Annotated in this window: 18 protein-coding genes; 9 read left to right on the plus strand and 9 right to left on the minus strand. The window is 69.3% G+C overall.

What is annotated here, in order from left to right; genetic code table 11:
- Window positions 1-40 precede the first annotated feature (40 nt).
- The 3 genes from Apa02nite_RS12220 to Apa02nite_RS12230 all read right to left on the minus strand — a co-directional run bounded on the left by Apa02nite_RS12220 (window position 41) and on the right by Apa02nite_RS12230 (window position 2,220).
- Complete coding sequence (locus tag Apa02nite_RS12220) at window positions 41-859, minus strand: trypsin-like peptidase domain-containing protein (RefSeq protein ID WP_203825150.1); 819 nt, start codon at window positions 857-859, stop codon at window positions 41-43.
- Window positions 860-1,113: 254 nt separating this feature from the next.
- The gene (locus Apa02nite_RS12225; RefSeq protein WP_067705176.1) at window positions 1,114-1,329 is read right to left on the minus strand and encodes a DUF397 domain-containing protein; all 216 of its coding nucleotides are present in this window, start codon (window positions 1,327-1,329) and stop codon (window positions 1,114-1,116) included.
- Between the two features lie 42 nt (window positions 1,330-1,371).
- Window positions 1,372-2,220, minus strand: a complete 849-nt coding sequence (locus tag Apa02nite_RS12230; RefSeq protein WP_203825151.1) for a helix-turn-helix domain-containing protein — start codon at window positions 2,218-2,220, stop codon at window positions 1,372-1,374.
- A gap of 250 nt (window positions 2,221-2,470) precedes the next feature.
- On the opposite strand from Apa02nite_RS12230, the gene Apa02nite_RS12235 reads away from it, so the two are divergent.
- The 3 genes from Apa02nite_RS12235 to Apa02nite_RS12245 are packed head-to-tail and all read left to right on the plus strand — an operon-like array spanning window position 2,471 to window position 5,353.
- Entirely contained in the window at window positions 2,471-3,112 is a 642-nt protein-coding gene (locus Apa02nite_RS12235; RefSeq protein WP_067705180.1) for a GOLPH3/VPS74 family protein, read from the plus strand.
- Window positions 3,109-4,734, plus strand: a complete 1,626-nt coding sequence (locus tag Apa02nite_RS12240) for an APC family permease (RefSeq protein ID WP_307871961.1) — start codon at window positions 3,109-3,111, stop codon at window positions 4,732-4,734. The genes Apa02nite_RS12235 and Apa02nite_RS12240 overlap by 4 nt, the downstream gene beginning before the upstream one ends.
- A 4-nt stretch (window positions 4,735-4,738) precedes the next feature.
- The gene (locus Apa02nite_RS12245; protein WP_203825152.1) at window positions 4,739-5,353 is read left to right on the plus strand and encodes a GNAT family N-acetyltransferase; all 615 of its coding nucleotides are present in this window, start codon (window positions 4,739-4,741) and stop codon (window positions 5,351-5,353) included.
- A 4-nt stretch (window positions 5,354-5,357) separates the two neighbouring features.
- Here the strand turns inward: Apa02nite_RS12245 and Apa02nite_RS12250 are convergent, their stop codons facing one another.
- Entirely contained in the window at window positions 5,358-5,915 is a 558-nt protein-coding gene (locus Apa02nite_RS12250) for a hypothetical protein (protein ID WP_203825153.1), read from the minus strand.
- Between the two features lie 497 nt (window positions 5,916-6,412).
- On the opposite strand from Apa02nite_RS12250, the gene Apa02nite_RS12255 reads away from it, so the two are divergent.
- On the plus strand, window positions 6,413-8,077 hold the full coding sequence (locus Apa02nite_RS12255) for a cellulase family glycosylhydrolase (protein ID WP_203825154.1): 1,665 nt from the start codon (window positions 6,413-6,415) through the stop codon (window positions 8,075-8,077).
- 233 nt (window positions 8,078-8,310) lie between these two features.
- On the opposite strand, the gene Apa02nite_RS12260 is transcribed toward Apa02nite_RS12255, so the two are convergent.
- From Apa02nite_RS12260 to Apa02nite_RS12270, 3 genes are all read right to left on the minus strand, one after another.
- Window positions 8,311-8,706 carry a hypothetical protein gene (locus tag Apa02nite_RS12260; RefSeq protein ID WP_203825155.1) on the minus strand — a complete coding sequence of 132 codons (396 nt, stop codon included), beginning with the start codon at window positions 8,704-8,706 and terminating at the stop codon, window positions 8,311-8,313.
- Between the two features lie 83 nt (window positions 8,707-8,789).
- The gene (locus Apa02nite_RS12265) at window positions 8,790-11,570 is read right to left on the minus strand and encodes a glycoside hydrolase family 3 protein (protein ID WP_203825156.1); all 2,781 of its coding nucleotides are present in this window, start codon (window positions 11,568-11,570) and stop codon (window positions 8,790-8,792) included.
- Window positions 11,571-11,772: 202 nt separating this feature from the next.
- Window positions 11,773-12,864, minus strand: a complete 1,092-nt coding sequence (locus Apa02nite_RS12270) for an ROK family transcriptional regulator (protein ID WP_203825157.1) — start codon at window positions 12,862-12,864, stop codon at window positions 11,773-11,775.
- 222 nt (window positions 12,865-13,086) lie between these two features.
- Between Apa02nite_RS12270 and Apa02nite_RS12275 the strand changes: the two genes are divergently transcribed.
- The 3 genes from Apa02nite_RS12275 to Apa02nite_RS12285 are packed head-to-tail and all read left to right on the plus strand — an operon-like array spanning window position 13,087 to window position 16,633.
- On the plus strand, window positions 13,087-14,694 hold the full coding sequence (locus Apa02nite_RS12275) for an extracellular solute-binding protein (protein WP_203825158.1): 1,608 nt from the start codon (window positions 13,087-13,089) through the stop codon (window positions 14,692-14,694).
- On the plus strand, window positions 14,691-15,692 hold the full coding sequence (locus tag Apa02nite_RS12280; RefSeq protein WP_067705165.1) for an ABC transporter permease: 1,002 nt from the start codon (window positions 14,691-14,693) through the stop codon (window positions 15,690-15,692). Before Apa02nite_RS12275 ends, Apa02nite_RS12280 begins: the two co-directional genes overlap by 4 nt.
- Window positions 15,689-16,633 carry a carbohydrate ABC transporter permease gene (locus Apa02nite_RS12285; protein ID WP_203825159.1) on the plus strand — a complete coding sequence of 315 codons (945 nt, stop codon included), beginning with the start codon at window positions 15,689-15,691 and terminating at the stop codon, window positions 16,631-16,633. The genes Apa02nite_RS12280 and Apa02nite_RS12285 overlap by 4 nt, the downstream gene beginning before the upstream one ends.
- Window positions 16,634-17,048: 415 nt before the next feature.
- Here Apa02nite_RS12285 and Apa02nite_RS12290 read toward each other — a convergent pair whose 3' ends face one another.
- Entirely contained in the window at window positions 17,049-19,151 is a 2,103-nt protein-coding gene (locus tag Apa02nite_RS12290) for a glycosyl hydrolase family 95 catalytic domain-containing protein (protein WP_203825160.1), read from the minus strand.
- Between the two features lie 45 nt (window positions 19,152-19,196).
- On the opposite strand from Apa02nite_RS12290, the gene Apa02nite_RS12295 reads away from it, so the two are divergent.
- Together Apa02nite_RS12295 and Apa02nite_RS12300 are read left to right on the plus strand one after the other, a co-directional pair.
- Window positions 19,197-21,194 carry a beta-galactosidase gene (locus Apa02nite_RS12295; protein WP_203825161.1) on the plus strand — a complete coding sequence of 666 codons (1,998 nt, stop codon included), beginning with the start codon at window positions 19,197-19,199 and terminating at the stop codon, window positions 21,192-21,194.
- Window positions 21,195-21,204: 10 nt separating this feature from the next.
- Entirely contained in the window at window positions 21,205-21,792 is a 588-nt protein-coding gene (locus tag Apa02nite_RS12300) for a hypothetical protein (RefSeq protein ID WP_203825162.1), read from the plus strand.
- Here Apa02nite_RS12300 and ftrA read toward each other — a convergent pair.
- Window positions 21,771-22,787: a transcriptional regulator FtrA gene (gene ftrA, locus Apa02nite_RS12305; RefSeq protein WP_203825163.1), complete on the minus strand. Its 1,017-nt coding sequence runs from the start codon at window positions 22,785-22,787 to the stop codon at window positions 21,771-21,773. The genes Apa02nite_RS12300 and ftrA overlap by 22 nt on opposite strands.
- Window positions 22,788-22,811: the final 24 nt, after the last annotated feature.

Genomic DNA, 22,811 nt, shown 5'->3' on the forward strand with positions numbered 1-22,811 from the left:
GTCCGGCCGGGGGACCTCCGGCCGGACGCGGGCCCGGCGCCTACGGCTTGGTCAGCAGGCAGCCGGAGATGGTCAGGTCGATGGTGCGGGTGCTGGTCAGGCAGGTGGTGAACCAGTACGTCTGCTCGCCGTAGCTCTGCCCCTGGTAGACCTTCGTGGTCCCGTCCGCGGCGACCTCACACGGGTTGTTGAGCGTGCACATCTCGCCGTCGTCGTTGCCGGTGTTGTTGATGCCGACGATCTGGCCGCTGGTGGTGCTCACGATCGGGGAGCCCGAGGTGCCGTGGATGGTGTCGCAGGCGGTGTCGTACCGGATCGAGTCACGCCAGGTCCAGGTGGCCTCGCGGAGCGTCGGCACGAAGCTGTCGATCTTGCAGGACCAGATCCGCTTCCAGTAGCTGGACGGGATGCTGATGCTGATGCCGGCCGTCGGGCGGGTGGCCGAGATGGTCAGCGCGGTCGCGCCGTAGCGGCTGGTCAGGGTCGCGAAGGTGCTCGTCAGCCGGTACAGCGTGACGTCGGTGCCGGTCATCGTGGCGTACAGGATGCGGTCGGCGCGGACCGTGCCGAGCGAGCTGCCGCTGCTGCTGAGCAGGGTGCCCGAACGGGTGCTTGTGCGGTTCTGCAGGACGGTGCCGGCCGGGATCAGCCCGCCCTCGTAACAGTGTCCGTTCGTGAGCATCATGGCCTGGTCGGTGCTGACCGAGGTGGGGTAGCGAACCAGTGACGCGGAGCAGTTGCTCAGAGTGATGGTGGAGGCCAGGCCGGTGGCCGCCTGCGCGGGGGTGGGTCCGGCCAGAACGGCGGTGGTGGCTGCGATGGCGGCGGCCACGACGGCGACTGCGCGACGAAGGCGCATGCGGGGGTCGTCCCTTCAGTCAGGCGACGGACCCACGGCCGAGTGGGCGGGGATCGTCACCGATCGTTCAACGGTGCACGTACCCTCGCATCGGCATTCTTCTATGTCAATGGTCATTGATCTTGACTGGAAGTGACCATACAGAAAGCCGCAACACCCCACGGGTGCTGCGGCTTCCCTCGAAGGCTTTCCTCAGATCATGCACCGAAGAAGTTCAGTTGAGCCCTTCCGTCGGTGCAAACCCCTCGGTAGGCTCACGAAGCGATATCGAACTCGCCGTCCTTGGCAGAGTCCACGAAGGCGGTCCACTCCGCCGACGTGAACATGAGAGCTGGGCCCGTCTGGTTCTTGCTGTCACGGACGGCGATTCCATCATCGAGGAATGCGACCTCGACGCAGTTGTTACCGCCGTTGCCGTTACTGCGACTGCCTTTTTTCCAGACGGCACCGTTGAGCTGGTGCGCGAGCAACTCGTGCACCTCCCTCCAGTATGAGAAATACTTCGGGAGCCGCTAAGCGGTGAGCAGGCCCTCGATCATCTTGATGGTGGTGCGATGGTCGAGCGCCCTCGTGCTCAATCGCTCGAACTCCTGCTTGTAGCGAGCAACCTCAGGTGGCTGCTCCTCGTAGTAGTCTCCCGCAAGTCCTTCGAGGTAGACAACATCCAAAAGAGTGGTATCCCGAAACTCCAAAAGGGTAGCGGAGCCGCCGAGAAACGGATGTTCACCGGCGTCGAACGGCATGATCTGCAGCGATACATTTGGCAATTTAGCTATTTCAATCAAATGCTCGAGCTGGGCTTTCATCACGTCCGTGCCGCCGACCATGCGCCGGACCGTCGCCTCGTCGACGACCGCGACCAGCTCCAGCGGGCGCTCGCCGCTCAGCCGGCTCTGCCGGGTCAGTCGCAGTGAGATCCGCCGATCGATGTGCTGTGGCGGATCGTTCGATCGACCGGTACTGATCAGTGCCCGCATGTACGCCTCGGTCTGCAGCAGGCCGGGAATGATGATCGGCTCCCAGGACCGCATCGACGTGGCGGCCGCCTCCAGCCCGACGAAGTTCCCCGGCCGCATGATGTCGCGGTAGTCGGTCCACCAGGTCCGCTCCCGGGACATCCGGGCGAGCTCGACGAGGGCGTCCCGGTACTCGGTGTCCTCGACTCGGTAGAGGGTTAGTAGATCTCGGACATCGCGTGGAGTGACGGCGACCCGTGCGGTCTCGATCCGAGTGACCTTCGCGGAGTGCCACTCGAAATGCTTGGACACCTCTTGCTGGGTCAAACGTGCCGTCTCACGGCACCGCTTGAGCTCCGCCCCGAGTCGCCGGCGGCGCAGTGTCGGACCCTCAATATCGGACACCTGTGACTCCCTAACGGTCCCTAGGAAGTTGATATTACGAGCGTTCCTCACGATCCGGGTACCCACCATTCATGATCGACAATTGATGATCAATGAGGCGGTGGTGGGCAGCGGGGCCTGAATAAGAAGTCTAGTACTTCTTGCATTGACCTTGCTGTAGGGGACATGATGCCGAGGACATCGAGTTCTGTCTTCTTTGCTACATAGGCGAATTGATCATTGGAACTGGCGTCTAAGGGGCGTGGCGCAAGTGTTGGCTGACCAGTACTACCTGATCGCACACGAGGACCGCACCGGGCGGTCCAGGCTACATCCCCGTGCGACCGGCCTCGGGTTGGCCGCCGCATTACTCTCGGAGTTAGTGCTGGAAGGGCGCATCGGCATCGCCGAGGGCGACCTATTCATCATCGATCAGCGCCCGCCACGAGACGCCCTCGCCCACGACATTCTTGATCTTCTTTGTGCGCAGTCGCAGCACCGGGACGTCCGCACCTGGCTGTCATTCCTGGCGCAGGATTCGGCCCTCCGGGTCGCCGAGCGGTTGATCCGCGTCGGTGCCGTCGAGGCGGTCACCCGGCGCCGGATGCTCGGCGGCGCACAGACGCTCTACATGCCGAACACCGCCCGCCAGCGCAACGCCGCGGCCTGGGCCTCCACCCGGATCGCCAACATGCTGGTCCGCGGGATGGACCTCAGTGCCGCCGACCGGATGCTGATCGGCGTCGTGGTCGCCACCGGGCTCACCCGGCACGTCATGTACGGCTTCGAGATGTACCCGCACATCTACCACGCGCTGCCGAGCATGATCAGCTCCCTTCCCAATGATCTCCGCGAGCTCGTCGAGGCCACCGAGTCCCTGGTCGGGTCGGCGCTGACGGTCGGCCGCCGGTGAGCCGCGGGCGCCATCAGCGCCGCCGCGACAACGTCGACCGCTGGGCCGGGACGATGCTCACCGAGCTGCACAGCCGGCCGTCGTCGTCCGGGGGACCTGGCGACATCATCAGCCAGACCCTGGCCAGCAACCGGCTCGGCGTCTCGTCGGTGGTGTTCTTCGGGGTGGCCGGCGCGGCGCCGCTGACAGTGATCATCGGTGCCATCTCGACCATCTACGCGGTGGTCGGCAACACCGCGCTGCCGCTGGTGTACATAGTGGTCGCCGCGATCCTGTCGATCTTCACGGTCGGGTTCGTGGCGATGAGCCGGCACATCGTGAACTCCGGCGCGTTCTACTCCTACATCAGTCATGGGCTGGGCCGGGAACTGGGCATCGCCGGGGCGCTGGTGGCTCTCGGCGCGTACTCGACGATGCAGGCCGGGCTCTTCGGACTGTTCGGCGTGGTGTCCTCGGACGTGCTCGGTGCGGTCGGGCTGAACGCCTCCTGGGTGGCATGTGCCCTGGTCGCCTGGGTGTTCGTTGCGATCATGGGCATGCTCTGGGTGGACCTGAGCGGGAAGGTGCTCGGCGTCCTGCTGGTCGCCGAGATCGCCGTGGTCCTGGTCTACGACCTGGTCATGGTGGCCAACCCGGGCGACGGCTCGATCAGCGTCGCCACGCTCAACCCGAACCAGCTGCTGACCCCCGAAGTCGTCGCGATGATGGTGCTGGCGATCGGCGGGTTCACCGGGTTCGAGGCGACGGTGGTGCTCTCCGAGGAGGCGAAGGACCCGAAGAAGACCATCACCCGGGCCACCCACCTCGCGGTGCTGCTGGCCGGCCTGATGTGCGCGCTGTCCGCCTGGGCCATGTCGGTCGGCGCGGGTGCCGGACGGATCGTGGCCGACGCCCGGACCCAGGAGACGAACCTGGTCTTCAGCCTGGTCGGCCCGCACGTGCCGGACATCATGATCACGATGGGCTATCTGCTCTTCATGACCAGTATTTTCGCCGCCCTGCTGGCCTTCCACGCGGCGGTCTCCCGCTACCAGTTCGCGCTCGGCCGGGAACGGATCCTGCCCAGCCGCTGGGGTTACACCCACCCGCGGACCGGCGCTCCGGTGGTCGGCTCGATCACCCAGAGCGTGCTCTCGCTCGCGGTGATCCTGGGCTACTGGGCGGCCGGGGCGGACCCGCTGGTCCAGCTGTTCGGTTACCTCACCTCGGTCGGTGGCCTGGGCGTGCTCATCCTGATGTGGGCCACCTCGGCCGCGGTGATCGCGTTCTTCCTGCGGCACCCGCACCGGGAGAACATGTGGCGCAGCAAGGTAGCCCCGATCACCGCGTTCTTCCTGCTCAGCGTGATCCTGTTCGCCACCGTGGTGGGCCTCGGCGACATCCTCGGGCTGGCGGACGACTCCATCTTCAACTGGGCGTTCTCGGCGGGATACGGCGTGCTCGCCCTGCTCGGCATCCTCTGGGCGGCGATCGTGCGCTACTCCCGGCCGGACGTGTACGCGGCCATCGGGCGGGGCGTGGACAACCGGGCGGTTCCGGAGTATCTCGAGCCGCCCCTGCCGCACTCGCACGCGATGGCGTTCCAGAGCCACTATCCGGCGCCGACAAGTAGTAGGGACTGACCCGATGACGTACGCCATCCAGGAACTCGTGATCCGGCACGTGTCGCCGTTCGACACCGAGGAGATCACTGAACTCGTGGCCGAGGCGATGTGGGACGGGCCGGTCGCCCGCTGGCTGAACCCGGACCCGGTGATGCGCCGGCGCACGTCGCCCCGCTACTTCGAGATCTTCGTGGAGTACGCCCTCCAGTACGGGGAGGTGTACAGCACGGCGGACGCCGACGACGGCCGGATGTGCGGAGTGGCGCTCTGGTTCCCGCTGACCGCGATGATCCCGCCGCCGATCGACTACGAGCGCCGGGTCAAGGAGATCACCGAAACGGCGTTCGACCGGGTGCAGCAGCTCGACGCGGCGCTCGAGGCGGAGCATCCGCTGGAGCCGCACCACTATCTGGCCTTCCTGGCGGTCCGGCCGACCCGGCAGAACGAGGGGATCGGCAGCGCACTGCTCGGCCGTCATCACGCCCGGCTGGACCGGGCCGGGCTCCCGTCCTATCTGGAGGCGAACGATCCGCGTAATCGCGATCTCTACCTCCGGCACGGATACCAGGTCCGGTCCGTCATCCAGCTTCCCGACGGCCCGCCGCTGTGGGCGATGTGGCGGGCGCCTATGGCCTGAACTCCTAAGCGGCGGCCGCCGTCGGGAATTCGTAGATCCAGAACGACTGCTGGTCCATGCACTCGGAACGGATGGGGCCACCGGACAACCGGCGCAGCATCAACCTGACGACCTTGCCGAAATTGCGCTCGTCGTCGTTGAAGCGGCAGTAGTCGATAGCGATCATCCCGTTCCGGTCGTAGGCCGTGCGGTGCATGGCCTCGACCAGTTCCGCGAATGCCCGGGTGTCCCGGGCGTCCGTGCCGACCGCGGTGAAGCCGACATACCAGATCTTGTTCTGGAGATAGAGATCCGGCCATCGGCGCTCGAAGTACTCCGGGGCGATCAGCGGCACAGCAGGAAGATCATTGGTGAAGGTGGACAGCCCGCAGAGCCGGCCACCGTCGTCGAGACACAGGTACTTGTCGATCCTCGGGTCGTTCATGACCTCGTCGAACTCGGACCGGTACATCAGGTGTCGTTGTACGGCCAGTGCCCGCAGGTCCTCGAAGGCGCCTTGGTAGAGATCCCACGCGGCCTTCTGCATCTCATCAGGGATCTGGTCGACGATCTTGACAAGCATGGCTGCTCCCCCACGGGCCCCGTGTAGCCGCCCGTTTCATCGTACTTAAGTTGATCGATGATGGTTGACCAACAGAGTACGTACAGCAATCGTCTCGGGACAATGCGTGCCGAGGAAATTGGTGTGCCACTTTCCAGAAAGGAGGGTGCCTTAGGGAAATCGTGTGCAAGTTGCAAAGTGGCAGGTGACAAGCCGTATCGAACCCGCTCGAGCCCCGAGGAATTGGTTCCGGGAAAGGTTCAGTATTCCGCGAGTCGGCCTTTTTGCGGAATGCACCGAGTACTGGACTCCGTGCGCTGAACGCGGAGGATTCGCCTATCTGCGATATGGCGGGACCGCTTCGAGGGCGGGACGGGAGCGACGCGGCCGGACACCGCGGGCCATCCCGTGCGGCGTATGTCCCCCCGCCCGCCGGATGGTCCGCATCCATGTCCGCCGATTGACATAGTTCAGGCTCAAAACATAATCTGCCGAGGCCACGTCGTTTGAGGAGCGTCATGCCCGGTAGATTTCGAAGCCTGCTCGCCGTACTCATCATGGGTTTGGGTCTGCTGCAGCCCAGCGGCGCGCAGGCCGCGCCGAAGACCGCGACGGCCGCGGTGGCCGCGATGCAGCCCGGCTGGAACCTGGGCAACACGTTTGACGCCACCGGCGCCGACGAGACCTCCTGGGGCAACCCGCGGGTCACCCGGGAGCTGCTGGCCGGCGTCCGTGACCAGGGCTTCCGCAGCATCCGGATCCCGGTCACCTGGAGCCAGCACCTCGGCGCCGCACCGGACTTCACCATCGACCCCGCGGCGCTCGCCCGGCTCCAGGAGGTGGCGGGCTGGGCGCTGGACGAGGGTCTCTACGTGATGATCAACGTGCATCACGACTCGTGGCAGTGGATCAACAACATGCCGGCCGCGCACGACGCCGTGCTGGCCGAGTACACCGCGATCTGGACGCAGGTCGCAGCCGCCTTCCGGGACGCCTCACCCCGGCTGGTCCTGGAGAGCGTCAACGAGCCGCAGTTCGCCGCCGGCGGTGACGACGCGGCCCTGCTGGCCGAGCTCACCACGTCCTTCCACCGGATCGTCCGCGATTCCGGCGGCCGCAACGCCACCCGTCTGCTGGTGCTGCCCACTCTGCACACCTCGGCCGACCAGGTGTACCTGGACCAGCTCGCCGGCACCGTCACCGCGCTGCACGACCCGTTTCTGATCGCCACCGTGCACTACTACGGCTACTGGCCGTTCAGCGTGAACATCGCCGGCGGCTACCGCTTCGACGCCACCGCGCAGCAGGAGATGCTCGGGACGTTCCAGCGGGTGCGCGACACGTTCGTCGCCCGGGGCATCCCGGTGATCATCGGGGAGTACGGCCTGCTCGGCTTCGACCGCAGCACCGGCACCATCGAGCAGGGCGAGAAACTCAAGTTCTTCGAGCTGTTCGGACAGCAGGCCCGGGTCAATCAGGTCACCACGATGCTCTGGGACAACGGCCAGCACCTCGACCGCTCCGCGCTGACCTGGCGCGACCCCGCACTGTATGACCAGATTCGGTCGAGTTGGCGCACGCGGTCCGGCACCGCCGAGAGCGACCTGCTGTTCACCGCCCGCTCCGCGCCGATCGCCGACAAGACGATCACGCTGAACCTCAACGGCACCGGTTTCACCGGCCTCTACCAGGGCCGCACCGCGCTGCGGCGCGGCAGCGACTACACCAGGTCCGGCGATCAACTCACGCTCCGCTCCGGGTTGCTGAAGCGACTGCTCAAAGATCGATCGTACGGGGTGAAGAGCACCCTTTCGCTCCGTTTCGACCGGGGTGTGCCGTGGCGCCTCGACGTGCTCAGCTACGACACCCCGACCGTTTCTGACAGCACCGGGACGACGACCGGGTTCACCGTCCCGACCGCTTTCAACGGTGACCGGCTGGCCACGATGACCGCCACGTACGCCGACGGGTCGTACGCCGGCCCGCAGAACTGGACCGCCTACAAGGAGTACGACCGCTCCTTCGCGCCGGACTACACCGCCGGCACGATCGCCCTGACCGCGGACTTCTTCGCCGAGGTCACCGACGCCGCCCCGGTCACCCTGACGTTCATCTTCTGGAGCGGCGCCACCGTGACCTACCAGGTGACCCGCGCCGGGAGCACGGTCACCGGCACCGCCTGAGCCCCCAGCCGTGACGTTTCGCCGGGGCCGGCGGAACGCCACGGCTGGGCCCGCACACACCTTGCGTGGGGACTTTCGGTGCGGAGCGCACCCAAACTCCCCACGCAGTGTCTGGTCGCGCCTTGTGTGGGGACTTTCGGTGCGGAGCGCGCCCCAACTCCCCACGCAGTGTCTGGTCGCGTCTTGTGTGGGGAGTTTTGGTGCGGAGCGCGCCCCAACTTCACACGCAGTGGTTAGTGCGGGTGGCGGATGGCGGTGGCCAGGGCGGTGACGACGAGGGTTGCGGTGCCGAGGCCGAGAAGCAGCATGATGGTGCCGACGCCGTACATGCCGGTGCTGTCCTCGGCGGCGGCCTGCGCGGTCCAGACCGCGGTGAACGCCAAGGTCAGGGCGAGCGAGGCGAGCAGGGCGGGCACCCGGGCCAGCAGCGCGCCGACGAAGACCACCAGCAACGTCAGCGCGCAGCCGGCCACCTGCCACGCCTCGTACGGACCACTGGTCACCCCGGTCGCCGGGTCCGTCTGGTACTCGGTGTCCCATCCCAGCCAGGCGAACCAGGCGCCCGCGGAGAGCACCGCGACGACTACGGTGCCGATCAGGGCGCGGGACTTCCCGGTGGAGCTGTTCATGGCCGCAATATAGAGGCTGCGGCTGGCGCTGAGGGCTGCCTCGAGGCCCGGGAGCGCCAGCCGGTGATTTCAGTGGCGGGCGGTCAGGTGAAGCTGAGGGTGGTGACGGTGGTGTCCGGGTCCTCGAAGACGAGGAAGAGGTCGTGGACACCGCTGACCGGGCCGATCGTGGCGGTGGCTCCGGCGGTGGCGGGCAGAGTGGCCAGAACCGGTCCGGAGAGCGGGTCGGACAGGCGCAGGGTGAGCGGGCCGCCGCCGCTTCCCAGCACGGACACCTGCTGCAGGCCGCCGTTCAGGTCCACGTCGTGGAAGGCGGCCCAGGCGTCGGCGACCACGCTGCGCAGCGCCTCGCCCGGCTCGTCGGTGACCGCGACGTGGGTCGTTCCGGCGTACGCGTCATTGTCGATCGATCGCAAGCCGGAGCGGGCCGTGCGGGGCGGGATCTCCTCGCCGCGGACGCGGAGCGTCGCGGTCTGGCGCAGGTCGGTGCTGGAGCTGCCCACGGCGATGGTGTGCGCGGCCTTCTCGATCACCCAGCGGGACCGGGTGACGTCCCAGAACGCCAGGTCGGCGACGTTGAGGGAGAACGAGACGCGAGTGCGTTCGCCGGGGGCGAGCCGGACCCGCTGGTGGGCGCGCAGCCGGCGCAGGGGCTGCTTGACCCGGGAGCGCTGCTGGCGGGTGTAGAGCTGGACCACCTCGTCGCCGGAGCGGTCGCCGGTGTTGACCACGTCGACGCTGACCGTGACGAGGCCGTCGGCGTCGGCAGTGTCCGCGCTGAGCCGCAGGTCGTCGTAGCGGAACCGGGTGTAGCTCAGGCCGTGGCCGAACGGGAAGAGCGGGGTGCCGCGGTAGTAGAGGTAGGTCGCGTCGGTGGCGATGATGTCGTAGTCGAGCAGGTCCGGCAGCTCGCTGTCGTCGGTGTACCAGGTCTGGGTGAGCCGGCCCGCCGGCTCGGCGCCGAGGAGCACGTCGGCCAAGGCCGCGCCGTGCTCCTGGCCCAGGTGCGCGGACCACAGCACGGCCGGCAGGTGGTCCTTGGCCCAACCGATGGCGTACGGATAACTGCTCGTCAACACGAGCACCGTGCGCGGATTGGCGGCCCGCACGGCCCGCAGCAGCGCGTCCTGGGTGCCCGGCAGGTCCAGATCCCGGCGGTCGATCGTCTCGCGCCCGCAGACCATCGGGTGGTTGCCCAGTGCCAGCACCACGAGATCGGCCGACGCGGCCAGCTCGGCGGCCGCCGCCACCCCGTCGATCAGCACGTCGACGGTGAACACGGTGGCGTCCTCGAGCCGCTCGGCGGTGGGGCGGACCACCCCGTCCGGGCCGGCCAGCAGGAATCGCGCGGTCTGCACGTGGCGCAGCGCGGTCCCGTCACCGGCCGGTACGAACGTGAACGTCTCCTTGACCTCCCAGCCGTTCGGGCCGGGCTGGTCGTTCGGCAACCGGTCGCCGTCGAAGCCGACGCACAGCCCGTTGTCCACGGCACGCAGCGAGATCGTTTCCTGTCCCCAGTCGAGGACGTCGAAAAGCGCGGCCGTGGGCGTACCGGAAACGGTTTTGATCTGCAGGAAGCCGCCCTCGGTCGTGAGCGTGCCGCCGGCGCCGCGCAACAGCACCCGGTCCACCCCCTCGTGGAACAGGGCGGTCCCGAGGGCGGCGCGCAGGGATCTCCGGTACGGCGGGGTGCCGCTGTACCAGTCCTCGAAGACCGCGTCGCCGAGTGGCCCGATCACCGCGATCCGGCTCGTCGTGGCCGGGTCCAGGGGCAGGATGCCGTCATTGCCGAGCAGCACGATCGAGGAGCGGGCGGCCTCCCGGGCGAGGTCCCGGTGCGCCGCGCAGTCGATCACCTCGGGCCCGGTCGCCCGCCACGGGTCCTCGTCGGGGTTGAACTCGCCGAGCCGGATCCGCACCGACAGGATGTGGCGCACCGCGGCGTCCACGTCGGACTCGGTGATCAGCCCGCGGTCCAGCGCCGAGGTGAACCGGGCGATGGTCGGCGCGGGGTCGTCGCCGTCCTCGGTCACGCAGTCGACGCCGGCCCGCAGCGCGGCCGCGAACCCGGCCACGTGGTCGTCCTCCCAGTCCTGGTCACCGGCGATGTTGTGCACGGCCATGGCGTCGCCGACGACCATCAGCTCACCCGACGAGGCGGGCGCCCAGCCGCGCAGCACCTCGTTGATCAGCGGACTGACGTGTGTGGGCCGCCCGTTGATCAGGTTGTACGAGGCCATCACGGCGACCGCGGCGCCGGACGCGATGGCCGGGCGGAACGCCGGCAGTTCGTACTCGTGCAGCACCCGCGGCGGCAGGGTGCTGGAGGTCAGGCAGCGGTCGGTCTCGTTGTTGTAGGCCAGGAAGTGCTTCAGCGTGGGCGCGGTGCGCAGCCACTGCGGGTGGTCGCCGCGCAGGCCGTTCGCGTACGCCGTGCTCAGCTCCCCGGTCAGCGACGGGTCCTCGGACCAGCCCTCCTCGTTGCGCCCCCAGCGCGGGTCGCGCAGCAGGTTCACCACCGGCGCCCACACGTTGAGCCCGACCTTCGCCGGGTCGGCGTGGTGCATGGCGCGGACCTCGTCGCCGACCGCCGCGCCGACCCGGCGGATCAGGTCCGGGTCCCAGCTGCTGGCCAGGCCGACCACCTGGGGGAAGGTGGTGGCGGTGCCCAGCCAGGCGACGCCGTGCAGGGCCTCGGTGCCGGTCCGGAAGCCGGCCATGTCGAGGGCCGGCACGGGCGCCTGGTGCTGATGCAGCAGGGCGATCTTCTCCGGCAGGCTGAGCCGGTCGAGCAGGTCGGAGACGCGCGTGGCGAGTTTCTGCCGCGGGTCGCGAAAGACGACGCGAGAGGGGGATTCGGTCATCACAACGTGTTCCTTCGGGGCCGTGCCCGGCTGCCGCAGCGCTTGGCGGGGACTCGTCGAAGCGCTTCGACAGTCGGGCGAAGAAATCCACGCGAGTGGTTTCGCGAATGTTTCGGACGGAGTTCCATGAGGCTTGCACCCTTGTCACGGCTAGGTCAAGGTGCAGCAGGCATGTTTGGTCATCGATCGTTACATCGATGAACTAGTCAACGGGTCGGGGGATCCGTCCGGTGTCGACATGATCAAGATGGGACACCGCGCCACCCAGAGCGGCCGCATGCAGGCCCAATGTGGATGCTGTCAGGCGCGCGGTGGTGAACCGCTCGGCGCCGGGGATCAGCCACTCGGCCAGCGTCGCGTAGTGGTCGCCGAGCACGATCACTTCCGGGCTGACCAGGTTCGTCAGCACGGCCAGGCCCTGACCCAGATAGCCGGCGGTGTGCTCGAGGGCCTTCGTCGCGACGGCGTCGCCGGCCCGCGCCCGGATCGCCACCTGCTCGACGGCCGGGCCGGGATCGGCAAGCGCCTCAGGATCAAAATCGGGCAGAGCGCGCCGGATCAGCGGCTCTATCCCGGCGTGGTCCTGGAGGGTGGGCGTGCCGGGCGGGCCGAGGGTGAACCGGCCGAGCGGGCCGCCGCGCAGCAGTCGCCCCTCCAGGATCAGCCCGGCTTCCAAGCTGGTCGCACCTGACACGTAAGCCAGGTCGGCGGCCAGGTGTCCGCCGTGCCGGTGCTCGGCGACCGCGGCCAGGGCCGCGTGCTGAGCCACCGTGATGACCAGGTCCTTCTGCCGCAACGACCCGGCCACCGCGGAACGCAACTCCTCGCGGGGAGGCGAAGCGGCGATGGTCAGGCCCAGCAGGTGCCGGCCCTGCTGACGTACCCGGGACGCGGCGCGCTGGGCCAGCGCGACGATCTCGCTGGTCTCCCGGCGGCCGTCCAGAGCCCGGTGCCAGAGCAGCAGGCGCTCGCCCGAGTAGTCCAGGGCCAGCGCGCTGAGCTGGCCGTCGGCGACCTGGATGCCGATCGACGCGTACGCCGTGCCGTCCAGTGCCAGCACGGTGGCCGGCCGGCCGATCCGGTTGCCGCTCAGGCCGGTCTCGCGCAGCAGCCGGTGCCCGATCAGGTCACCGGCCAGGCTGGAGACGGTGGCCTTGGTCAGTCCGGTGGTCGCCGCGATCGCGGCCCGGGAACTGGGGCCGTGTGTCCGAAGGTGTCGCAGCACCACCGCGAGGTTCGTGGTGCGCACGTCGGCGAAGTCGGCAGGCTGAGGTTCGGCCCGTGTGGTGGTCACGTCAAGCTCCGCTCTCGCCCGGCCATCTCTGGTGGTCATCTTGCCGCACCACATCGTGGGTGCGCTCCCAACTGTGTCTTGTCGGGTAGCGCCGCGTCAGTTAGCTTGTCTTCGATGCACTTAGTTTAGAGCCTAGACAAACTAATCCCAAGAGGGAATCCAGTCAGATAGGAAGGCAGGTGCGCCGTGGGCGCGTCTACGAGCAGGCGTAATTTCCTGGGCTTGGCCGGCCTCGGCGCAACGTCCCTGGCTTTCGGCTGCAGCAAGAAGCCCGGTTCGACCGGCTCCGCCACCAACGCCGAGCAGGCCGCCGGCGTCGTGCCGACGTTCAAGGAATCCACCCTCGTGCAGCCGGACATCAAGGGCATCCGCCCGATGGCCGACGGCTACACGAAGTACCCGACCAACCTGGTCGACGGGATCACCGAGAAGGCGATCACCAGCGGCAAGCCGGTCACCGCGACCACGCCGTGGTGGGGCCCGGTGCCGCCGAGTTCGAACAAGTTCGTCGAGGCGGTCTCCGCCGACCTGGGCGGGACGATCACGTTCAGCATCCAGGACGGCAACACGTACGGCGACAAGCTGAACGCGATGCTGGGCGCCCGGGACGTGCCGGAGCTGCTCTGCATCCCGGGCTGGGAGATCAACAAGCTGGCGCGGTTCAACGACGGCGTGCACGTGCTGTTCGAGGACCTGACGCCGTACCTGGCCGGTGACAAGGTGAACGCCTACCCGCTGCTGGCCGGGCTGGACACCGCGGCCTGGAAGGACTCGGTCTGGGGCGGCAAGCTGATGGGCGTCCCGTTCCCGACCGACTCGCCGTACCCGACAGCGCTCTTCGCCCGTCAGGACGTCCTCGACCAGCGCGGCGTCGCCGCACCGACCAGCCTCGACGCGATCTACGAGTTCGGCAAGAAGATGACGAACGAGGCCAAGGGCGAGTGGGCCTTCGGCGACATCTTCCAGGAGGTGCTGCAGATCTGCGGCAACACCGGATCGCAGAACGGCTGGGCCAAGGGCGCCGACGGCAAGGTCTTCCACCGGTACGAGACCCCGGAGTACGCGCGGGCCGTCGAGTTCATGGCGCGGATCTACAAGGAGAAGCTGATCCACCCCGAGCTGGCCAGCACCAAGGGCGGTGACGTGAAGACGCTGTTCAAGGGCGGCAAGATCTTCATGTTCGCGGACGGTGTCGGCGGCTGGAAAGAGGTCCAGCGGGACATCGTCAAGACCGTGCCGGCCTTCAACATGCAGGCCGTGAAGGTCTTCGGCGCGGACGCGGGCAAGCCGCCGGTGCGCTGGGGCGGCACCCCGTCGATCATGTGGACCTTCATCAAGAAGGGCGTCGGCCAGGCCCGCGTCGAGGAGCTGCTGCGCGTGCTCAACTACACCGCGGCGCCGATCGGCACCAAGGAGTACGAGCTGCAGAACTTCGGCCAGGAGGGCGTGCACTTCAAGCGGGACGCCAACGGGGCGCCGGTCACCAACGATCTGTACTCCAAGGAGTTCGCCAACCAGTTCATCTTCCTCGGCGGCCGGCCGCCCGTCGTGCTCGGCGGGCCGGACATCCCGAACTACGCCAAGGACCTGGTGACCTGGGGCAACGACGCCACCCAGTACCTGGAGAAGAACCCCTGGGAAGGCATCAAGGTCGAGGTGCCGACCCAGCAGGCGGCGATCCAGCAGCCCACCGACGACAAGATCACCGACATCCAGCGCGGCCGGCGTCCGGTCAGCGACCTGCCCAAGGTGGTCGACGAGTGGCGCAAGGGTGGCGGCGACGCGGCCCGCGAGTTCTACGCCAAGGTTCTGGCTGACAACGGCCGATGAGTTCCTCGCCGATCGTGGAGGAGGCCGGCGCCGTCACGGCGCCGGCCCCCGCCGTGCACACCGTGAAGACCATGTCCTTCGGCGCGCGCCTGCGCCGGGACTGGCCGCTGATGCTCATGTGCGTCCCGGCGATGCTGCTGCTGGCGGTGTTCCACTACCTGCCGGCGCTCGGCAACGTCATCGCGTTTCAGGACTACAACCCGTTCGCCGGTGACTCGCCGCTGCAGGCGTTCCTGTCCAGCGAGTGGATCGGCTTCGGCAACTTCCAGTACCTGTTCGAGACCACGGCGTTCTGGGACTCGGTCCGCAACACCCTGGCGATCACCGCGTTCCAGCTGGTCTTCTACTTCCCGATCCCGATCCTGCTGGCCATGCTGCTGAACAGCATCCTGTCGCCGCGGCTCCGGTCGTTCGTGCAGAGCGTCGTCTACCTGCCGCACTTCTTCAGCTGGGTGCTCGTCGTCTCGCTGTTCCAGATGATGCTCGGCGGCTCCGGCCTGATCGCGCAGACCCTGCGCGAGGCTGGGATGACCGCGCCGGACGTGATGACCAACCCGGACACCTTCATGCTGCTGATCACGTCGCAGGCGATCTGGAAGGACGCCGGCTGGGGCATGATCGTTTTCCTGGCCGCGCTGGCCGCTGTCGACCCGAGCCTCTACGAGGCGGCCGCCGCCGACGGCGCCGGACGGTGGCGGCGGATGTGGCACATCACCCTGCCCGGTCTGCGGCCGGTGATCGTACTGCTGCTGATCCTGCGCCTCGGTGACGCGCTCAACGTCGGCTTCGAGCAGTTCTACCTGCAACGCGAGGCGGTCGGGCGGGACGCCGCCGAAGTGCTCGACACGTACGTCTACTACCAGGGCATCGGTGTCCAGCAATGGGGTGTCGGCGCCGCGGCGGGCCTGTTCAAGGCATTGATCGGGCTGCTGCTCATCCTCGGGGCCAACAAGGTGGCCCACAAGCTCGGCGAGCAAGGGATCTACTCGAAGTCATGACTACCGCTGCGGAAACCCTCAAGCCCCGGCGCCCGAGTCTGCGCCCGGTCTGGGAGGAGAAGCCCACCCTCGCCGGTCAGATCGGCAAGGGCGCGATCCTCACCCTCGTCGTCCTGGTCGTGGTGGTGCCGCTCTGGGTCGTGGTGGTCACCAGCCTGTCCTCCGCGGACACCATCAACAACGCGGGTGGCTACGTCTTCCTGCCGCGTGAGTTCAACCCCTCCGCGTACGTGGCGATCTTCTCCGGTGGCCAGGTCACCGACGCGATCCTGGTCAGCACGTTCGTGACGGTGGTCGGCACGGCGCTGAGCCTGAGCGTGACGGTGCTCGCGGCGTACGGGCTGTCCCGTACCGGGACGCTGCTGCACCGCCCGATCCTGTTCTACTTCCTGCTCACCTTCCTGATCTACCCCGGCATGATCCCGACGTACCTGGTGGTCACCGGGCTGGGGCTGAAGGACAACCTGCTGTCGCTGATCGTGCCGACCGCGGTGAGCGCGTTCAACCTGGTGGTGCTGCGGGCGTTCTTCATGTCGATCCCGTCCGAGCTGCTGGACAGCGCCCGGATCGACGGCGCCGGCGAGTGGCGCATCCTGTTCCAGATCGTGCTGCCGCTGTCCCGCGCGGTGACCGCCGTCGTCGGGCTGTTCTACGCGGTCGGCTACTGGAACTCGTTCTTCAACGCCGTGCTCTACCTCGACCGCAACGACCTGCAGCCGGTGCAGCGGATCCTCCAGCAGTTCATCCTGGCCGGCCAGGCACCGACGAACGTCGGCTCCGGCGCTGTCGTGCACATCCCGGGCCTCGGCTACGTCGCCCCGCCCAACCTCGCGATCAAGATGGCGGTCGTGGTGATCACCCTGATCCCGGCGCTGATCGTCTACCCGTTCGTGCAGCGCCACTTCACCAAGGGTGTGATCGTCGGCGCGGTCAAGGGCTGACGCCCGCACAGACCACCGCCGGGTGGGCCGGATCCCAGCTCCGTCCTACCCGGCGGTTTCACGTCCGCTCCCCGGTCACGGCCCCAGCCCGCCGTCCCTGTCTCACGCCGTGCCCGCCCCGCCGTCCCTGTCTCGCGCCGTGCCCGCCCGCCCCGCCACGATCGCCGGGGCGCGTCCCGACCTCGGCTGGCTGTCAGGGGTGCCTCAAGGCCATCGAGGCACCCCTGACAGCCAGCCCGGCCCGGTCAGCTGGTGTCCAGAGGTCCCTCGACGCGGTTGAGGCACCCCTGGACACCAGCCGGGGCCGGGACGCGCGCTGCCATCGCCCCGCCCGCGGACATCGCGCGCTGACCGGCCGGAAGCGGTGCGGCGGCGGTGCGGTGCGGCGGCGGGGGCGGTGCGGGGGTGGGGTGGGTCAGCGGGGTAGGTGCAGGTGGAGGGGGGTGGCGGCGGGGAGGGTGACGGTGCGGGTGCCGCCTGGCCAGGTGATCACCGCGGTGCGGGGGGCGGCGGAGGTCAGTGTGGCCTTCAAGGAGCCGGGCGCCCAGGACAGGTCGACGCGGACCGGGCCTCGGGCGAGCAAGCCGGTGACGCTCCCGGTGGGCCACTCGGCGGGTAGCGCGGGCAGCAGGCGCAGCCGGGCCACGCCGTCCGGGAGCACGTCGCGGCTGGCCAGCAGCATGGCCGCGACCAGGGCGGGCAGGCCGCCGGCCAGGTCCACGTTGAACATGTGGTCGCGGTTGTGGGTGGGCACCAGGTTCGGGCGCCAGTAGGCCGACGAGATGCGGGTCAGCGCGGCGTGCGCCTCGGCGGCCAGGCCCAGGCGGGCGGCGGCGACGCCGAGCAGGGCCAGGCCGTACCCCATCTCGTCGGAGGCCTCGCTCAGCCACCACCGCAACCGGGAGCGGACCGCCTTGACCGCCGCGGCGCGCAGCGCCGGATCTTCCTCGATGACCGGGTCGCCGGCGTAATAGAACGGGTAGAGGTGGCTGCAGTGCCGGTGTGCGTGGTTGTCGTCGAAGCGCGCGTCGAGCCACTCGGCCAGCTCGCCGCCGGCGGTGATCCGGTAGGGCGGCAGCGCGTCCAGCAGGGTGCGCCAGCGCGGCGCGTCGGCTGCCGCCGGGTCGAGGTGGAGCAGCGCGCGCAGCACGTCGCCGACTGCCTGCACGTCCAGGGTCGCGTCCACGGTGGCCTGCGAGCCGGTGTTGCGCGGGTGGTTCTCCGGTGAGTAGGACGGGCTGAACCGGGCGCGGCCGTCGACGATCTCGGCGAACGCCAGGTGGAACGCGGCGACCTCGCGCAGGTAGGGCAGGGCACGATCGGTCAGGAAGGCCACGTCGCCGGTGTGCTGCCAGTGCTCCAGGTAGAGCCGGCCGAGCCAGGCCGCGCCGGCGGTCCAGAAGGTCAGGCACCAGATCGGTCCGAAGTGGTTCTGCCGGCCGTGCGTGCCGAGGTGCGCCGGGGCGTAGAGGCCGGGCAGGCCGTAGAGGCGGCGGGCGTTCTCGCGCAGGTCGTCGCGGAGCTCGTCGAGCAGGTCGAAGAGCGGTGGCATCAGCTCCGGGGTGCCGGTGGTGTGCACGGCGAGCAGTGCGGCCTGCAGGTTGCCGTCGATCGTCCAGGCGCTGCGCCACGGCGGCGACCAGGTGCCGCTCCAGACGCCCTGCAGGGTCGGCGGGCGGGTGCCGGTGCTGCTGATGATCGCGTAGCGGCCGGCGTCGAAGAGCTGCTGGGTGCGCGGGTCGGGCAGCTCGAGGTGGACCCGGTCGAACAGGTCGCCGTGCTCCGCCGCGTGCGCGGCGAGCAGCTGATCAAAAGAAGGCAGATCAGGGAGGGCGTCCGGTTCCAGGCCGGGGGTGGTCCGGGCGACGATCAAGACCCCATCTCCGGTACGCCATGAGCGCGCCGTCACGGTGTACCCGGGCAGCGCCTCCGGCCAGTCCACGCCGGTGAAGCGGGCGGTCAGCGTGAGGTCGTCGACGCGCACGTCGATCGGGCGTTCCGGGGTGCCGTCGATCGGGGCGAGCGACACCGTCCCGCCGCACCCGGTGACCCGGATGATCAGGGCGTCGGCCGGGCGGGACACGAACGCCTCGCAGGTCACCCCGTCCCACGCCGACACCACGACACCGGTGCGGAAGTCGGTGCCCCGCGACCAGCCCGGCCCCGGCCGGTCCGGGGTGAACGTCAGGGTGGCCGTACCGATCAGGGGGTCGATCCAGCGCGTCGATGCGTACCCCGGATGGTCTTTGATCGCGAGGTCGCCGACCTCGGTGGCGGCCTCGGCGAACCGGTCCTCGGACAGCATTTTCCGCAGGCGCGGCAGCGCCGAGGCGGTGTCCGGCGCCGGCAGCGGCTCGGTGACCGGCTGGAACACCGCCTCGTGGGCGAGGGTGAAGCGCAGCGCGGCGGGGGAGCCGTAGCAGAGCGCGCCCTGCCGCCCGTTCCCGCTGATCAGCGCGTGCTCCCAGTCGTCCGTGGTGATCGGGGAGTGGAAGGCCGGATTGACGTTGATGCTCACGCCACCTACTTTGTTTAGAGTCAAAACTAAAGTCAAGGTGGTGCGATGCTGTTCTTCGGCGGCGACTACAACCCCGAGCAGTGGCCGGAAGAGGTCTGGGCCGAGGACGTCGCGCTGATGCGGCAAGCCGGCGTCACGATCGTCTCGCTCGGCGTCTTCGCCTGGTCGCATCTGGAGCCGGAGGAGGGCCGCTTCGACTTCGGCTGGCTCGACCGGATCATGGATCAGCTGCACGCCGGTGGGATCAAGGTCGCGCTGGCCACCCCGACCGCCTCGCCGCCGCCCTGGTTCACCCTGGCCCACCCGGAGGGACTGCCGGTCACCGCGGACGGGGTACGCCTCACCCACGGGAGCCGGGACACCTACTGCGTGTCCGCTCCGGCCTACCGCGCCGCCGCCCGGGGCATCGCCGGCGAGCTGGCCGCGCGCTACGCCCGGCACCCGGCGCTGGCGCTCTGGCACGTGCACAACGAGTACGGCACGGACTGCCGCTGCGACCTGACCGCCACGGCGTTCCGCGGCTGGCTGCAGAAGCGGCACGGTGACCTGGACACCCTGAACGACGTGTGGACCACCGCGTTCTGGAGCCAGCGCTACTCCGACTGGGCGCAGATCACGCCGCCCCGGGCCACCCAGTACCTGCCGAACCCGGCGCAGGTGCTGGACTTCCGCCGGTTCCTCTCCGACGAGCTGCTGGGCGCGTACGTCGAGCAGCGGGACCTGCTCCGCGCGGCCAACCCGGACATCCCGGTCACCACGAACTTCGTGCAGGGCGGCTGGGTCAGCGTCGACCACGCGCGCTGGGCGTCCGAAATGGATCTCGTTGCGGTCGATCACTACCCGGCCGCCGCGGACCGGAACGCCGAGGCCGAGACGGCGTTCGGCGGTGATCTGGCCCGGGGCTGGGCGGGCGGCGGCGAGTGGCTGCTGATGGAGACCGGGCCGAACCTGATCTACACGCCCGGCCGGATGCACGCCAAGGAGCCCGGCCGGCTCACCCGGCACAGCCTGAACTACCTGGCCCGGGGCTCGCGCGGGGCGATGTACTTCCAGTGGCGGCAACCGCACGGCGGCGCCGAACTGTTCCACTCGGCACTGGTGCCGCACGCCGGTCCGGACAGTCCGGTGTTCCGGGAGGCGGTCGGGCTGGGGCGGACCCTCAAGGCGCTGGACGGGCAGGTGACCGCGCCGGCGCAGGCGCAGGTGGCGATCGCCTGGGACGCGCCGTCGTGGTGGGCGCTGCAAGGGGGCGGGCTGCCGGCGGCCGACATTGATTACTTGGGCGCGGTGCAGCAGGCACACCGGGCACTGTGGACCTCCGGGGTGGCCACCGACTTTGTCTTCCCGGGGCGGGATGGGTTCGCGGCGGGGCTCAGTGCGTACAAAATAATTGTCCTGCCGCATCTCTACCTGGTGTCGGATGAGGTCGCGGCGGCGCTGCGCGACTTCGTCGCGAGCGGCGGACATCTGGTGGCCGGGCATCTCAGCGGGATCGCGGACCCGGCCGGCCGGATCCGCCTCGGCGGATATCCCGGCGCCTTCCGGGATTTCCTCGGGGTCCGGGTGGTCGAGTGGCGACCGCTTCCGATCGGTACGACGATCGCCCTCGACAACGGCGACCAGGGCGTGCGCTGGAGTGAACGGGTCGAGACGGCCGGCGCCGAGACCCTGGTCCGGTACGCCGGCGACGTGCTGGCCGGCGCCCCCGCGATCACCCGTCACCGGCACGGCGCCGGCACCGCCTGGTACGTCTCGCCCGGCCTGGACGACGACGCGCTGCGCCGGCTGCTGGACCGGGTGGCCACCGAGGCCGGCGTGCCACCGGTGCTGCCCGGCCTGCCACCGCACGTCGAAGCGGTCCGCCGCGGTGACCTGGTGTTCCTGTTCAACCACGGCGAGGCCCCGGGAACGGTGCCGCTGCCCGCACCGGCCACGAACGCGATCACCCGGCGGCCGCTATCGGAATCGGTCACGGTGCCGCCCGGCGGAACGATGGCCGTCGAACTCGAGTCCCGCTCCGACGCCGGTTGCCCGGCCGGGTGACACTGGTGCGGTGAGTGACCTCGGCACCGAACAGCCCGTCGACGCGCCGGCCCCGGCCCCTCGCCGCCGCCGAAAGGCGACCTTCATCGCGCTCGGCGTCCTGGTGGCCGTGGTGCTGGTGCTCGTCCTCTGGGGCCGGCTCAACCCGCCGTCGGCCACCACGATGCGGGACACCGCGCTGAGTGGCGTCCTGGCGACCGGGGGCCCGGCCGGTTGGACCGCGGTCCGCGAACCGCTTCTGCAGTCCACCGACAACTCCGACGTGGTCGACGCGGGCACCTGGGAGGACCGTGACGGCGTGCCGGTGCTCGTCGGCGACACCACGTTCACCGTGGTCTGGTCGGTGTCCCCGGGGACCGCGGAGGCCTGCACCGCGCTGGGTGACTGGGTCGGCAACCGGATCGTCGGCGAGGCCCGGGCCGAGGCGGCCACCAGCTGCCGGGACGCCCTGACGACGAAGCCCACCGGGACCGGCGTGTTCGACGCCTACGGCACCGAACCGACCGAGAAGAACGGCTCCGGACGGTATCTCTACAACGGCTGGAGCAGCCCGGACGGCCTGTTCGCGAGCCTGACCTACCAGGCGCCGACCGCCTGAGCGTTCGTGTCACCTTTTTCGGCGCCGGCCGCCGGATCGTTCTTGTCGCGGAACGCCCGGCGATAGGCGGACGGTGACGTCCGCATGGTGCGGGTGAAGTGGTGCCGGAAGGTGACCGCGGTGTCGAAACCGACCGCGGCCGCCACCTCCTCGATCGGTGACCCGGTCGTCTCCAGCAGCGCCAGGCTGGCGTGCACCCGCTGGTCGATCAGCCAGCGGATCGGAGAGCCGCCGGTGGCCCGGGCGAAGTGCCGCAGGTACGTCCGCGCCGACATGTGCGCGCGCCGGGCCAGCACCTCGACGGTGATCGGCTCGGCCAGGTGGTCGAGCGCCCACTCCATGCTCCGGGCCAGCCGGTCGTCGGCCGGGTCGTCGGTCACCGGCGCCTCGATGAACTGCGCCTGCCCGCCGTCCCGGTGCGGCGGCACGACCAGGCGCCGGGCGACCGCGTTGGCGATCGCCGGGCCGTGGTCACGGCGGACCACGTGCACGCAGAGGTCCAGGCCCGCGGCGCTGCCCGCGCTGGTCAGCACGTCGCCGTCGTCCAGGTAGAGCACGTCCGCGTCGACCTCGACCTGCGGGTGGCGGGCGCGCAGGATCTCCGCGTACCGCCAGTGCGTGGTGGCCCGGCGGCCGTCGAGCAGACCCGCTCCGGCCAGCGCGAACGCTCCCGAGCAGATCGACATGATGCGGGCGCCCCGGGCGTGCGCCGCGCGCAGGGCCGTGACCAGGGCCGGCGACGGGTCGGCCCGGACGTCGGGCACGCCCGGGACGATCAGGGTCTGCGCGGCGGCGAACGTGTCGAGGCCGTGCTCGGTATGCAGCGCCGCGCCGCCGACCACCCGGACCGGGCCGGGGGTCTCGGCGCAGATGGTCAGGTCGTACCAGGGGCGGTCGAACTCCGGGCGCGGCAGGCCGAACACCTCGGTGACGATGCCCAGCTCGAAGACCGACATGCCGGGGTAGGCCAGCACGGTGACCGTCCGTCGTGACATGGCGAAATCTTAGCGGTGGATGGC

It is taken from the genome of Actinoplanes palleronii, from assembly GCF_016862315.1.
Lineage (GTDB): Bacteria > Actinomycetota > Actinomycetes > Mycobacteriales > Micromonosporaceae > Actinoplanes > Actinoplanes palleronii.

Coding starts and splice junctions, on each gene's coding strand:
- Apa02nite_RS12255 (WP_203825154.1), top strand. CDS start 6,413: ATGCCCGGTAGATTTCGAAGCCTGCTCGCCGTACTCATCATGGGTTTG.
- ftrA (WP_203825163.1), bottom strand. CDS start 22,787: ATGTCACGACGGACGGTCACCGTGCTGGCCTACCCCGGCATGTCGGTC.
- Apa02nite_RS12295 (WP_203825161.1), top strand. CDS start 19,197: ATGCTGTTCTTCGGCGGCGACTACAACCCCGAGCAGTGGCCGGAAGAG.
- Apa02nite_RS12250 (WP_203825153.1), bottom strand. CDS start 5,915: ATGCTTGTCAAGATCGTCGACCAGATCCCTGATGAGATGCAGAAGGCC.
- Apa02nite_RS12265 (WP_203825156.1), bottom strand. CDS start 11,570: ATGACCGAATCCCCCTCTCGCGTCGTCTTTCGCGACCCGCGGCAGAAA.
- Apa02nite_RS12245 (WP_203825152.1), top strand. CDS start 4,739: ATGACGTACGCCATCCAGGAACTCGTGATCCGGCACGTGTCGCCGTTC.
- Apa02nite_RS12280 (WP_067705165.1), top strand. CDS start 14,691: ATGAGTTCCTCGCCGATCGTGGAGGAGGCCGGCGCCGTCACGGCGCCG.
- Apa02nite_RS12285 (WP_203825159.1), top strand. CDS start 15,689: ATGACTACCGCTGCGGAAACCCTCAAGCCCCGGCGCCCGAGTCTGCGC.
- Apa02nite_RS12260 (WP_203825155.1), bottom strand. CDS start 8,706: ATGAACAGCTCCACCGGGAAGTCCCGCGCCCTGATCGGCACCGTAGTC.
- Apa02nite_RS12220 (WP_203825150.1), bottom strand. CDS start 859: ATGCGCCTTCGTCGCGCAGTCGCCGTCGTGGCCGCCGCCATCGCAGCC.